The 14,416-nt window shown below is 33.5% G+C and carries 12 protein-coding genes; all 12 read right to left on the reverse strand.

The window, feature by feature from the left end; translation table 11 throughout:
* Positions 1-2 precede the first annotated feature (2 nt).
* The 12 genes from ACXQH5_RS02935 to secA all read right to left on the reverse strand — a co-directional run bounded on the left by ACXQH5_RS02935 (position 3) and on the right by secA (position 14,252).
* Positions 3-488: an acyltransferase gene (locus ACXQH5_RS02935; protein ID WP_001224799.1), complete on the reverse strand. Its 486-nt coding sequence runs from the start codon at positions 486-488 to the stop codon at positions 3-5.
* 7 nt (positions 489-495) lie between these two features.
* Positions 496-1,335 (reverse strand): prolipoprotein diacylglyceryl transferase, encoded by an 840-nt coding sequence (lgt, locus tag ACXQH5_RS02940; RefSeq protein ID WP_000513315.1) that lies wholly within the window; start codon positions 1,333-1,335, stop codon positions 496-498.
* A gap of 5 nt (positions 1,336-1,340) precedes the next feature.
* Positions 1,341-2,273 carry an HPr(Ser) kinase/phosphatase gene (hprK, locus tag ACXQH5_RS02945; RefSeq protein ID WP_000958224.1) on the reverse strand — a complete coding sequence of 311 codons (933 nt, stop codon included), beginning with the start codon at positions 2,271-2,273 and terminating at the stop codon, positions 1,341-1,343.
* A gap of 609 nt (positions 2,274-2,882) precedes the next feature.
* Entirely contained in the window at positions 2,883-5,729 is a 2,847-nt protein-coding gene (uvrA, locus tag ACXQH5_RS02950) for an excinuclease ABC subunit UvrA (RefSeq protein ID WP_000662686.1), read from the reverse strand.
* 7 nt (positions 5,730-5,736) lie between these two features.
* Complete coding sequence (gene uvrB / locus ACXQH5_RS02955; protein WP_000229251.1) at positions 5,737-7,722, reverse strand: excinuclease ABC subunit UvrB; 1,986 nt, start codon at positions 7,720-7,722, stop codon at positions 5,737-5,739.
* A 268-nt stretch (positions 7,723-7,990) separates the two neighbouring features.
* Complete coding sequence (locus tag ACXQH5_RS02960) at positions 7,991-8,227, reverse strand: CsbA family protein (RefSeq protein WP_000638418.1); 237 nt, start codon at positions 8,225-8,227, stop codon at positions 7,991-7,993.
* Positions 8,224-8,874, reverse strand: coding sequence for a YfbR-like 5'-deoxynucleotidase (locus ACXQH5_RS02965; protein ID WP_000538141.1), 651 nt, complete (start codon positions 8,872-8,874; stop codon positions 8,224-8,226). The genes ACXQH5_RS02960 and ACXQH5_RS02965 overlap by 4 nt, the downstream gene beginning before the upstream one ends.
* A 173-nt stretch (positions 8,875-9,047) precedes the next feature.
* Positions 9,048-9,887: a COG3942 and LysM peptidoglycan-binding domain-containing protein gene (locus ACXQH5_RS02970; protein ID WP_000749391.1), complete on the reverse strand. Its 840-nt coding sequence runs from the start codon at positions 9,885-9,887 to the stop codon at positions 9,048-9,050.
* Positions 9,888-10,034: 147 nt separating this feature from the next.
* Positions 10,035-10,142 (reverse strand): hypothetical protein, encoded by a 108-nt coding sequence (locus ACXQH5_RS02975; RefSeq protein WP_001790093.1) that lies wholly within the window; start codon positions 10,140-10,142, stop codon positions 10,035-10,037.
* Positions 10,143-10,295: 153 nt separating this feature from the next.
* A protein-coding gene (gene prfB / locus ACXQH5_RS02980; RefSeq protein ID WP_010956549.1) for a peptide chain release factor 2 occupies positions 10,296-11,406 on the reverse strand; the annotation gives its coding sequence in 2 pieces (ribosomal slippage) (positions 10,296-11,333 and positions 11,335-11,406; 1,110 coding nt in all).
* A 174-nt stretch (positions 11,407-11,580) separates the two neighbouring features.
* Positions 11,581-11,679: a hypothetical protein gene (locus ACXQH5_RS02985; protein ID WP_031844945.1), complete on the reverse strand. Its 99-nt coding sequence runs from the start codon at positions 11,677-11,679 to the stop codon at positions 11,581-11,583.
* A gap of 41 nt (positions 11,680-11,720) precedes the next feature.
* Positions 11,721-14,252 (reverse strand): preprotein translocase subunit SecA, encoded by a 2,532-nt coding sequence (gene secA / locus ACXQH5_RS02990; RefSeq protein WP_000506541.1) that lies wholly within the window; start codon positions 14,250-14,252, stop codon positions 11,721-11,723.
* Between the last annotated feature and the right edge of the window lie 164 nt (positions 14,253-14,416).

The following is a 14,416-nucleotide window of genomic DNA, read 5'->3' on the forward strand; positions in this document are numbered from 1 at the left end:
TGTCACCTCCTAATCATTTTTATATACATAGGGTTGCCATATGCAAATCCATTATCCGGTATATCTTTTGAAACAACCGTACCAGCTGCAACTTTTACATTGTCACCAATCGTTATACCGGGTAAAATGATAGCATTTGCACCAATCAAAGTGTTAGACCCTATCGTCACTGGTCCATAACGAAATTCATCAACTAATGCTTCATGCGTCAAAATTGTTACATTGTAACCAATAACACTGTTACTACCAATCGTAATCAGTTCTGGGTAAAAAATATCTAACATTACTTTATAAGCTATCGATGATTGATTACCGATATTAATATTTAAAAGTTGTTTATATATATGTCTTTTCAGTACCATACTTGGAATAAATTTCGAAAATTCAATGATGATTACATTTTTAAAAACTTTCGAAAATTTAACAAGACGGTATACATGCCATAAAGGGTTTGTATGATGATATGTTTTTGATAAAAATTTTCTCAAAATATCACTACTTCACTTTTTTTGTTGGCCATGGAAGCGCCCCAACTTTGCTATACAACGGTGGATTATACTTAATCCTTCTATATACAATTAAACTTATACTTATTAAAATTAAAAGAATTGATACTAATTGTGCAACTCTAATATTACTTGTAAGCATTAAGCTATCTGTACGTAATCCTTCTATAAAGAATCGACCAATTGAATACCAAGTTAAATATAAAAAGAATGTTTCTCCTAATTTTAAATGTTTACGAATATTAACTAAGATAATAAATCCAGCGACATCCCAAATGGATTCATATAAGAATGTTGGATGATAATATTGGCCGTTAATATACATATTTTCTATTATAAAATTAGGCAAATGTAATTGTTCTAAAAAAGCGCGTGACACAGGTCCACCATGTGCCTCGTGATTCATAAAGTTACCCCAGCGTCCAATTCCTTGCGCTAAAATTATACTTGGCGCAACGATATCACCAATTTGAAATGGGTTTAAATTTTTCACTTTACATACAATAACACCAGCAATAAAGCCACCTATTAAACCACCATGTATTGCTATACCACCATGCCATATTTTAATAATTTCACCTGGATTTTCCGCGTAATATGGCCATTGGAAAATCACAAAATAGATGCGTGCCACGATAAATCCAAATAGTGCACTATAAAAAATAATATCTACTAAAGTATCTTTATGTAATCCTGCTTTAACTAGTGCACGTTGTGCAACAAAGTAACCAAGTAGTATTCCGACAGCAATGATAATTCCATACCATCGCACACTCAGTGGTCCTAAGTTAAATGCCACAGGATCTATATAGTTAAATACAATACCCATTCAACCTACTCCTCACTCTTATGACTGTTTTTGATAATTTCTTCATTTAATCTTTCACTAAATTCTTCGGCAGTGTTAATGCCCATGATATTTAATCGATAGTTCATTGCAGCGACCTCAATAATTACCGCAACATTTCTTCCAGGTCTTACAGGTATTGTTTTTTTAGTGATTTCAGTATCTAAAATACTTAACGTCTCTTCATTAAGTCCTACGCGATCATATAACTTTTGCTTGTTCCAGTTTTCTAAATTAATATTTAATCTAATTCGTTTTTCAGTTAATATTGAACCCGCGCCAAATAAAGTCATAACATTGATAATACCTAGTCCACGTATTTCTAATAGATGTTCTATTAACTTTGGTGGTTTCCCTATTAGTTCATCTTTATTAATTTGACGTATTTCTACATTATCATCTGCTACTAATCTATGCCCACGTTTAACTAACTCCAACGCAGTCTCACTTTTACCTATTCCTGAATCACCGGTAATTAGTACACCAACACCGTAAACATCTACTAAAACACCATGTAAAGATGTCGTCTTTGCAAGTGCATGCTCTAAAAACGTTGTTAAGCGACTCATTAAACTTGTAGTCGCATCTTTAGCAACTATAAGTGGCGTATTTAATTCTTTTGCAGCTTCAACTAATTCTTCTGGTGGCTGCAATCCACGTGTCACAATAATTGCAGGCGTTTCTGGTCTGCATAGTTTACGCATACGACCTGCGCGATCCTTATCTGGTAATAAATTGTAAAACGATAGTTCCGTTGTTCCTAATAGTTGTATTCTATCTGACGCATAATGTGAAAAATAACCTGCCATCTCTAAGCCCGGTCTTGATATATCAGCATTTTTAATTGGCTTCGATAGTCCTTCTTCACCAGCGATTAAATCTAACTTTAATGTTTCAACTAGTTTTTCTGTCGTTAACATGGGTTCACCTCAATTGTATTTATCCCTACTCTTACATCTCTTCTTATCATATCAAAAATATAACACCAATCTACATTGAAAAGCTAAAATAAATATTAATTGTTCATTATTGTTATTATTTTACAAGTCAATATCAATCATTAATTTATTGCTTGCTTAATTTACATGGTTCATATCGCCATAAAAGTCCGAGCCATAAATCAATGACCTAAGCTCTACAATGATAAATTCGAATTAGTTGGCGGGGCCCCAACACAAAGAAATTGGAACACCAATTTCTACAGGCAATGGAAGTTGGGGTGGGCCCCAACATAAAGAAATACTTTTTCTTTAGAAATTAGTATTTCTTATGCATGAGTCGCACTCATGCATTCCTATTTTTAAGTACACAATAGTTGTGGCGAATGACAAAGAATCACTACATAATAAATCATTAGTGATTCTTTATCATTTCTGTCCCACTCTCAGTTTCGATTTATGTTTAGCAACTCTAGATTGACCCTATCTTAACATAATTCTTTTTACGCATCTTTTCTTTCTACTATTCATTACTAAATTAATAAAAAGAAGCGAAGGATAAATTTACAACATCCTTCACTTCTTTTTATCTTATTTATCTTCAGTATTTTGTTTATCTCGTTCAAGTACTTCTTTTAAATACTTTCCTGTATATGATGACTTTGTCTGAGCAATATCTTCAGGTGTGCCAGTCGCAACAATAGTACCACCGCCACTACCACCTTCAGGACCTAAGTCTATAATATAGTCTGCTGTTTTGATAACATCTAGGTTATGTTCAATAATTACAACAGTATCACCATTTTCAACTAATCGGTTTAATACTTTTAATAATCTACTAATATCGTCAACATGTAACCCTGTTGTCGGTTCGTCTAGGATATAAATAGATTTACCAGTTGAACGTTTATGAAGTTCAGATGCAAGTTTCACACGTTGAGCCTCACCACCTGATAACGTTGTAGCTTGTTGACCTAATGTGACGTATCCAAGACCAACATCAACTAGTGTTTGTAGCTTGCGCTTAATCTTAGGAATGTTTTCAAAAAATTGTGTTGCCTCTTCAACAGTCATTTCTAAAATGTCAGCAATATTTTTACCTTTGTAAGTAACCTCTAGTGTCTCACGATTATATCGTTTACCATCACACACTTCACAAGGAACATAAACATCAGGTAAAAAATGCATTTCAATCTTAATAATACCGTCACCTTTACAAGCTTCACAGCGTCCACCTTTTACATTAAAACTAAAACGGCCTTTTTGATATCCTCGAATTTTAGCTTCATTTGTTTGCGCAAACACATCACGTATATCATCAAACACACCAGTATACGTTGCTGGATTAGAGCGTGGCGTTCTACCTATCGGTGATTGATCAATATCAATAATTTTATCAAGTTGATCAATACCTTCAATCTTATCGTACAATCCTGGCTTTAATTTAGATTTATTGATTTTTTGAGCTAATGATTTGTATAATACTTCATTTACTAATGAGCTTTTACCTGAACCTGATACACCTGTAACGACCGTCATGATTGATAGTGGTATGTCCACATCAACCCCTTTAAGGTTGTTACTTCTAGCTCCACGTATAGAAATTTTACGATCTGAAGCCGGTCTGCGATATTCAGGTACTTCAATACGTTTCTTACCACTCAAGTATTGTCCTGTTAAAGATTTTTTATCTTTCATTACCTTTTGAGGTGCACCACTAGACACAATCTGTCCTCCATGCTCACCAGCACCAGGCCCTATGTCCACTAAGTAATCAGCCGCACGCATTGTATCATCATCGTGTTCAACTACAATTAAAGTATTTCCTAAATCTCTCATTTCTTTAAGTGTATTAATTAATCGATCATTATCTCTTTGATGCAGTCCAATTGATGGCTCATCTAATACATATAAGACACCAGTCAAACGTGACCCAATTTGCGTTGCTAATCGAATACGTTGTGCTTCACCACCTGAAAGTGTACCTGAAGCTCTGTTTAGCGTTAAATATTCAAGTCCCACATTATTTAAAAAAGTGAGTCGAGAAATAATTTCTTTCAATATTTGATTTGCAATCGCTTGATCTTGTTCTGACAAATTAATGTTTTTATAATAGTTCAGCGCTTGACTGATTGAGTATTCGACTACTTCACCAATATTTAAACCACCTACATAAACAGATAACGCTTCACGACTCAATCGCTTTCCATGACAAGTTTCGCAAGGTAGTTCGGTCATATATTTACTCATCATTTCACGTGTATATTCTGAAGGTGATTCGTGGAATCGTCTACTTATATTAGGAACTACACCCTCGAAGACCATTGTTCGTTTTCTAGTACCACCTTGACGTTGTGTAAATGTAAATTCAATTTCTTTGTCACCCGAACCATACAATAAAATATCACGTTGACGTTCTGTTAACTTTTTAAAAGGTTTATCCATATTGATTTTATAAACTTCACAAACACGTTTTAACAATGTTGGATAAAAATCAGAACTCGTCGGTATCCAAGGTTCTATTGCACCTTCGTTTAGTGTCTTATCTTTGTCAGGAACAACCAAGTCTACATCGACTGTTAACTTTTGCCCTAAGCCATCACATGTTGGACAAGCACCAAAAGGACTGTTAAAGCTAAACATTCTTGGTTCTAATTCTCCGATTGAAAATCCACATATAGGACAAGCGTGGCTTTCTGAAAACTTAAGGTCTTCCCCGTCAATAACATCAACTGTTAATTGTCCTTCTGAAAGCTCTAACGCAGTTTCTATAGAGTCAGCTAGTCGTGTTTCAATTCCATCTTTAACAACTAATCGGTCTACAACAACTTCTATTGTATGATTCTTGTTCTTATCTAATGTAGGTACATCATTTACATCAACAATTTCGCCATCGATTCTTAAACGTACATAACCTTTTTTACCAATATCTTCGATTAGCTTTTCATGACTACCTTTACGATGAGCGATGACAGGTGCTAATAATTGAATCTTTGTACGTGCCTCTAATTCCATAATGCGGTCAACCATTTGTTGTACTGTTTGCGATTCAATTTCTATATTGTGATTTGGACAGTAAGGTTTACCAACGCGTGCATATAACAAACGTATATAATCATATATTTCTGTTACTGTTGCTACAGTTGATCTTGGATTTTTACTTGTTGTTTTTTGATCTATTGAAATTGCTGGCGATAATCCTTCAATTGTATCAACATCTGGTTTGTCCATTTGGCCTAAAAATTGACGCGCATAGGCACTTAATGATTCAACATAACGTCGTTGTCCTTCAGCATATATAGTATCGAATGCTAATGACGATTTACCTGACCCAGATAAACCTGTCATAACAATTAATTTATTTTTAGGTAGTTCGATATCAATATCTTTCAAGTTATGCGCACGAGCACCTTTTACTACTATGGATGGTTCTTTCATTTACTTGTCACCCTTCTGCTTTTAATTCAAATAACATATCTCTTAATTCTGTAGCTTTCTCGAAATCTAAATCTTTCGCTGCTTGTTTCATTTCTTTTTCTATATTGTCGATTGTCTTTTGACGTTCTTTTTTCGTCATCTTCTTAGGTATCACAGTTTGTGCTTTGTCATTATTTTCGTCATTTTCAACAGTAGCACTAATTAAATCATGTATTTTTTTATTAATTGTTTTAGGTGTAATACCATGTTTTTCATTATGTTTCATCTGTATTTCTCGACGACGTTGTGTCTCATCAATTGCATACTTCATCGAATCAGTCATTTTATCAGCATACATAATGACTTCACCTTTATCGTTACGCGCAGCTCTACCTATTGTTTGAATTAATGAGCGGTTAGAACGTAAAAATCCTTCTTTATCTGCATCTAATATGACAACTAGAGAAACTTCTGGTATATCAATACCCTCTCTTAATAAATTAATACCTACGATAACATCATATGTACCCATTCGTAAGTCTCTAATTATTTCGATTCGTTCTAATGTTTTAATTTCAGAATGTAGATAGTTAACTTTAATGCCTGCTTCTTTCATATATGTGGTTAAATCTTCACTCATCTTTTTAGTGAGTGTTGTAACAAGTACTCTTTCATTACGCTCAACCCTTGTTTGAATTTCACTTAATAAATCGTCAATTTGATTTTCAGTAGGTCTAACCTCAATCTTAGGGTCCAGTAAACCAGTAGGACGAATAATTTGTTCAACCATCTTATCCGTATGTTCAATTTCGTATGGACCAGGCGTTGCAGATACATACACAAGTTGTTTCGTCTTTTCTTCAAATTCTTCAAATTTAAGTGGGCGGTTATCTAACGCACTTGGTAATCTAAATCCATGATCAACTAAAACTTGTTTTCGTGCTCTGTCTCCGTTATACATGCCACGAACTTGCGGTAACGTCACATGTGATTCATCAATCATTATTAACCAATCATCGCCAAAGTAATCCAATAAAGTATATGGTGTCGAACCTAGTGGTCGCAACGTTAAATGTACTGAATAGTTTTCAATTCCTGAACAGAATCCCATTTCTCGCATCATTTCTAAATCATAGTTGGTACGCTGTTCTAACCTTTGCGCTTCTAGTAATTTATTCTCATCTCGTAATTCTTTCAATCGTTCTTCCAATTCTTTTTCAATACGTTCAATCGCAACTTTCAACTTTTCTTCACGTGTTACGAAGTGAGAAGCTGGGAATATCGCAAAATGTTCTCTTTCTTTCAACACTTCACCTGTTAGGTAGTTAACTTCTCGGATACGGTCAATCTCATCGCCGAAAAACTCAACCCTTATACAAAGTTCTTCTTTAGAGGCTGGGAATATTTCAACTACATCACCACGCACTCGAAACGTTCCTCGTTGGAAATCGATGTCATTTCGTGTATATTGCACATCTACAAGTTTTCTAAGTAATTCACTTCTATCCATTTCCATACCAACTCGAACACTTACTACTAAATCTTTATATTCTTCAGGATTACCTAAACCATATATACAACTTACACTAGCAATAATAATTACATCATCGCGTTCAAATAATGCACTTGTAGCAGAATGTCGTAGTTGATCAATTTCATCATTGATTGAGGCATCTTTTTCAATAAAAGTGTCAGTAGACGGTACGTATGCCTCTGGTTGATAATAATCATAGTAACTTACAAAGTATTCCACCCTGTTTTCAGGAAAAAACTCTTTAAACTCACTATATAATTGTCCTGCTAATGTTTTGTTATGCGCGATAATTAACGTTGGTTTCCCAACTTCTTTAATAACATTACTCATCGTAAATGTTTTCCCTGTGCCAGTAGCACCTAATAAAGTTTGATGTCTTTTCCCCGCTTTAATACCTTCCACGATTTCTTTAATTGCTTGCGGTTGGTCACCTTGAGGCTCAAAATCAGAATGTATTTTAAAAGGATAATGTTCAACCATTGTCACATATGCCTCCTCTTTCAACGTTTTATTTATATTTCCGCTCAACTCTTCGCTTTCTCATTACATATTTTAGCAAAGTAGTCACACAAAAAGCAAACGTTTGTTCGTAAAAATGTCGAACAAAGAAAAACAAACATAGTTGTGCTAACTATGCTTGCATTAAATCAAATCGTTTATCTTGTTATTTTTAGTATGTAAATACACATTATATTAATCATCGTTTTGTTTCAACAAATTTGTTTGAAACATTATTTTAAAGTTAATCTTAGCGATCTTCATCTTGATGTTTATGAAATTCGAGTTGATCTATAATTAAATAACCAGCTAATAATGACACTACATCAATAAAAATAATCCACTCGTTATGGAAATACTCTTTATAGATTGAGGCACCGATTAAAATTAATGTCAGAATAGTACCGATCCATTTACTTCTTGTTATTACACTAAACAATACTACCAGGACACATGGAAAGAATGCTGCGCTAAAATACCATATCATTCATTTTCCTCTTTTCTTTTATTTAAAATGTTCATGGTTGTTTCTCTTAATTCTGTTCTAGGTATAAAGTTTTCAGTCAACATTTCTGGAATGATATTATTAATAAAATCTTGTACAGATGCTAAATGGTCAAATTGAATAATTGTTTCTAGACTCATTTCATAAATTTCGAAAAATAATTCTTCGGGATTACGTTTTTGTATTTCTCCAAATGTTTCATAAAGCAAATCAATTTTATCAGCAACTGAAAGTATTTGGCCTTCTAATGAATCATCTTTACCTTCTTGCAGTCGTTGCTTATAAACATCTCTATATTGTAATGGAATTTCTTCTTCAATAAAGGTCTCTACCATTTCTTCTTCAACTTGCGAAAATAATTTTTTTAATTCACTACTCGCATATTTAACAGGTGTTTTTATATCACCAGTAAACACTTCAGCGAAATCATGATTTAATGCTTTTTCATATAAGCTTTTCCAATTAATCTTTCGTCCATGATATTCTTCAACTGTTGCTAGATATTGAGCAATTTTAGTTACTTTAAAGGAGTGTGCTGCAACATTGTGTTCAAAATATTTAAATTTTCCAGGTAATCTTATAAGTCTTTCCATATCTGATAATCTTTTAAAATATTGATGTACACCCATTTCAATTACCTCCTCCATTAATTAATCATAAATTATACTTTCTTTTTACATATCATTCAATTAAATATCATTTAAATATCTTCTTTATATAACTCTGATTAAATGATACCAAAAAATCCTCTCAACCTGTTACTTAAACAGGCTAAGAGGATAGTCTTGTCTTGATATATTACTTAGTGGATGTAATTATATTTTCCTGGATTTAAAATTGTTCTTGAAGATTTAACATTAAATCCAGCATAGTTCATTTCCGAAACAGTAATTGTTCCATTAGGGTTTACAGATTCAACAACACCAACATGTCCATATGGACCAGCAGCTGTTTGGAAAATAGCGCCAACTTCTGGTGTTTTATCTACTTTAAATCCTGCAACTTTTGCTGCGTAATTCCAGTTATTTGCATTGCCCCATAAACTTCCTATACTTCTACCTAATTGTGCACGACGATCGAAAGCATAATATGTGCAGTTTCCATAAGCATATAAGTTTCCTCTGTTAGCAACTGATTTATTGTAGTTATGTGCAACAGGTACAGTTGGTACTGATTTTTGTACTTGGGCAGGTTTGTATGCTACATTAACTGTCTTAGCTACTGCTTGCTTAGGTGCTTGATTAACTACTACTTTTTTAGACGCTTGTTGTACAGGTTGTTTTACTACCTTTTTAGCTTGGCTTGCTTTTCTTACTGGTGATTTAACCACTTTAGTTTGTTTCACTTTATTTTGAGGCACAAGTGAAATCACGTCACCAGGAAAAATTAAAGGTGTTACACCAGGATTGTATGAATATAATTGATTCAACGTTAAGTGATGCTCTAAAGCAATTTTATATAATGAATCGCCAGCAACTACTGTATAAGTTGTCGGTGATTGCGTTTGTGCTTGAACATTTGATACATAATTATGTTGAACAGGTGTTTTTACTTGTGTGCCATGTTGTTGTGCATGTGCTGCATTATTTAAAGCTAAAAAAGCTAACACTGACGAAACCGTCACCGTAAGAGATTTTTTCATCTTGCTGTCATTCCTTTGCTGTTAGTATTTTAAGTATGCAAATACTATAGCACAATACATTTTGTCAAAAGCTATTGTTATAACGATGTAATCAAATGGTTAACAATATAAAAAGAATACAAACTTTTATCATAGTGTAAAATGTATTCATACCATATAATTGAGAACGTTTTCAATAATTAATTCAATACCTTGAAAATCGCCATAGGTAATATTACTAAATGCACACTGCATATGTTGTTTTAACAAACACAACTTTTAAAAAATATATTCTAAACCTATCTACCGAATTGTTCTTAAATATTCATAAACAAATCATATTTCAAAATCTAATTTACAATTTATTTAGCTACCTTTATAAAAACCAAAAACCGATGCCCTTTTAGAGCCTCGGTTTTAAAATATATATTAATCGTGCGACATTGTCTGTCTTAAATATGATTCGATAAATGGTCCAATGTCTCCATCCATCACTGCATCAACCTTACCTGTTTCTTCGTTCGTACGATGATCTTTCACCATTGAGTATGGATGGAAAACATATGATCTAATTTGGCTTCCCCATCCGATTTCTTTTTGTTCGCCACGAATTTCAGCCATTTCACGTGCCTGCTCTTCCAATTTTAATTGATATAATTTAGACTTTAACATTTTCATAGCTGCTTCACGGTTTTTAATTTGAGAACGTTCATTTTGGTTATTAACAACTATACCTGAGGGGTGGTGGGTAATTCGTATTGCCGATTCAGTTTTGTTAATATGCTGACCACCCGCACCAGAAGCTCTGAATGTATCAACTGTAATATCATCCGGATTGATTTCAATCTCTATTTCATCATTATTAAAATCTGGAATCACGTCGCATGATGCAAATGATGTATGGCGACGTCCTGATGAATCAAATGGAGAAATTCGTACTAGTCGGTGTACACCTTTTTCAGCTTTTAAATAACCATAAGCATTATGCCCTTTGATGAGCAATGTTACACTTTTAATCCCCGCTTCATCTCCAGGTAAATAATCAACAGTTTCAACTTTAAAACCTTTCTTCTCACAATAACGTTGATACATTCTAAATAGCATATTAGCCCAATCTTGAGACTCCGTGCCACCTGCACCAGGATGTAACTCTAGAATTGCGTTATTGGCATCGTGAGGTCCATCTAATAATAATTGCAATTCGTATTCATCCACTTTAGCCTTAAAATTAATGACCTCTTGCTCTAAGTCTTCTTTCATTTCTTCATCAAATTCTTCTTGTAATAAATCCCAAGTAGCATCCATGTCATCTACTTCTGCTTGTAGTGTTTTATAACCATTAACTATTGCTTTTAACGCATTATTTTTATCTATAATATCTTGCGCTTTCGTTTGGTTATCCCAAAAATTAGGTTCTGCCATCATTTCTTCATATTCTTGAATATTAGTTTCTTTGTTCTCTAAGTCAAAGAGACCCCCTAATTTGTGTTAAATCTTGATTATACTTATCTATATTTCGTTTGATTTCTGATAATTCCATAGCCTTCGCTCCTATTTATAATTCAATTCAAGTCATTGATTTGTATCTTTTATAATGCTAAATTTTAACATAATTTTGTTAAATAACAATGTTAAGAAATATAAGCACATTGTCAATTAGTTTATGCTTTTATTGTTAAAAATCAGTACATTTATCATCGACATATGCTTAAACCTATTTTTTTAAACTAAGTACATAACAACGTTTAACAACTTCTTCACATTTTTTTAAGTATTTAACGCTTGTAAAATAAAAAGACTCCTCCCATAACACAAACTATAGGTGTTTAATTGGAAGGAGTTATTTTATATCATTTATTTTCCATGGCAATTTTTGAATTTTTTACCACTACCACATGGACAATCATCGTTACGACCAACTTGATCGCCTTTAACGATTGGTTTCGGTTTCACTTTTTCTTTACCATCTTCAGCTGAAACGTGCTTCGCTTCACCAAACTCTGTTGTTTTTTCACGTTCAATATTATCTTCAACTTGTACTACAGATTTTAAAATGAATTTACAAGTATCTTCTTCGATATTTTGCATCATGATATCAAATAATTCATGACCTTCATTTTGATAGTCACGTAATGGATTTTGTTGTGCATAAGAACGTAAGTGAATACCTTGACGTAATTGATCCATTGTGTCGATATGATCAGTCCAATGGCTATCAATAGAACGAAGTAAAATCATACGCTCAAACTCATTCATTTGTTCTTCTAAGATATCTTTTTGACTTTGATATGCTGCTTCAATCTTAGCCCAAACGACTTCGAAAATATCTTCAGCATCTTTACCTTTGATATCATCCTCTGTAATGTCACCTTCTTGTAAGAAAATGTCATTAATGTAGTCGATGAATGGTTGATATTCAGGCTCGTCATCTGCTGTATTAATATAGTAATTGATACTACGTTGTAACGTTGAACGTAGCATTGCATCTACAACTTGAGAGCTATCTTCTTCATCAATAATACTATTTCTTTCGTTATAGATAATTTCACGTTGTTTACGTAATACTTCATCGTATTCTAAGATACGTTTACGCGCGTCGAAGTTATTACCTTCTACACGTTTTTGTGCTGATTCTACAGCTCTTGATACCATTTTTGATTCAATTGGTGTAGAGTCATCTAAACCTAGTCGGCTCATCATTTTCTGTAAACGTTCAGAACCAAAACGAATCATTAATTCATCTTGTAATGATAAATAGAAGCGACTATCCCCTTTATCACCTTGACGTCCAGAACGACCACGTAACTGGTCATCAATACGACGAGATTCATGTCGCTCTGTACCTATTACTGCTAAACCGCCTAATTCCTCTACGCCTTCACCTAATTTGATATCTGTACCACGACCAGCCATGTTAGTGGCAATAGTAACGGCACCTTTTTGTCCAGCGCCTGCAACAATTTCAGCTTCACGTTCATGATTTTTCGCATTTAACACATCATGACGGATACCACGTTTTTTAAGTAAATTTGAAATATATTCAGAAGTCTCAACTGCAACAGTACCTAATAGCACTGGTTGCCCTGCCTTGTGTTTTTCAACAACATCTTCTACTACTGCATCAAATTTACCTTTTTGGCTAATGTAAATTAAATCAGACTTATCGTTACGTTGCACAGGTTTATTTGTCGGAATTTGAGTTACTGTCATGTTATAAATATTTCTAAATTCTTCTTCTTCAGTTTTAGCTGTACCTGTCATACCCGCAAGTTTATTGTACATTCTGAAATAGTTTTGGAATGTAATAGACGCCATAGTTTTAGATTCATTTTGAATTTGAACGCCTTCCTTCGCTTCAATAGCTTGGTGTAAACCTTCCGAGAAACGACGGCCTGGCATTGTACGACCTGTAAATTGATCGACAATTAATACTTCGCCATCAACAACCATATAGTCTACGTCACGTTGTAATGTAACGTGCGCACGTAAAGCTGTGTTGATATGACTAATAACATCAACATTTTGTACATCATATAAGTTTTCAACTTTGAACATACGTTCAGCTTTATCCGCACCTTGTTCTGTTAAATGTACGGCTTTCGTTTTTTCATCGTATTTATAATCTTCGTCCTGTTTTAACATTTTCGCAAAAACATTTGCTTGTGTATAAAGTGACGTTGACTTTTCAGCTTCACCAGAAATAATTAATGGCGTACGTGCCTCGTCGATTAAAATTGAGTCAACCTCATCAATGATTGCAAAATGTAATGGACGCATTACTCTATCTTCAGAATAATTCACCATGTTATCACGTAAGTAATCAAAACCTAGCTCATTATTAGTACTATAAGTAATGTCTTGTGCATATGCTTCACGTTTTTCTTCTGTCGTCTTACTGTTTAAGTTTAATCCGACAGTCAAACCTAAGAAGTTATATAACTCAGCCATTTCTTCACTTTGAACACTTGATAAGTATTCATTGACTGTAATAACGTGAACACCTCTACCAGCTAATGCATTTAAGTATGTTGGCATTGTCGCTGTTAATGTTTTACCTTCACCTGTTCTCATCTCAGCGATATCACCTTTATGAATTGCAATACCACCCATAATTTGAACTTTATATGGTGTCATATTGAATACACGTTTAGAGCCTTCTCTAACAAGTGCATATGCTTCTGGTAAAATTTTATCTAAATAATCATTTTGCTTTTTGACATTATCAATGACAGCTAATTCTGTTTGGAATTGTTTCGTTTTATTACGAATTTCTTCATCAGTTAAAATTGCCGTTTTTTCTTCTAAAGCGATTACTTTATCAGCAAGTTTACCTAACTGTTTAATTTCTTTATTATTGCCATCAAGAATTTTTGATAAAAATCCCATTTCGTTCGCTCCTTTAGCTAAAAAACTGTTTGGCCTACAACAATATATCTTATCATTTATAGTTAGAAAATTATACTTATTTACTCATTTGTAGAATCAATATAAATATATTTATGACATACTTCATTCACATTCTGTTGCCAACAAGTTTATCACTAATAAAT

This window comes from Staphylococcus sp. SA22 (assembly GCF_054165785.1).

Coding starts and splice junctions, on each gene's coding strand:
- secA (WP_000506541.1), bottom strand. CDS start 14,252: ATGGGATTTTTATCAAAAATTCTTGATGGCAATAATAAAGAAATTAAA.
- ACXQH5_RS02970 (WP_000749391.1), bottom strand. CDS start 9,887: ATGAAAAAATCTCTTACGGTGACGGTTTCGTCAGTGTTAGCTTTTTTA.
- ACXQH5_RS02960 (WP_000638418.1), bottom strand. CDS start 8,227: ATGATATGGTATTTTAGCGCAGCATTCTTTCCATGTGTCCTGGTAGTA.
- uvrB (WP_000229251.1), bottom strand. CDS start 7,722: ATGGTTGAACATTATCCTTTTAAAATACATTCTGATTTTGAGCCTCAA.
- uvrA (WP_000662686.1), bottom strand. CDS start 5,729: ATGAAAGAACCATCCATAGTAGTAAAAGGTGCTCGTGCGCATAACTTG.
- ACXQH5_RS02965 (WP_000538141.1), bottom strand. CDS start 8,874: ATGGGTGTACATCAATATTTTAAAAGATTATCAGATATGGAAAGACTT.
- lgt (WP_000513315.1), bottom strand. CDS start 1,335: ATGGGTATTGTATTTAACTATATAGATCCTGTGGCATTTAACTTAGGA.
- hprK (WP_000958224.1), bottom strand. CDS start 2,273: ATGTTAACGACAGAAAAACTAGTTGAAACATTAAAGTTAGATTTAATC.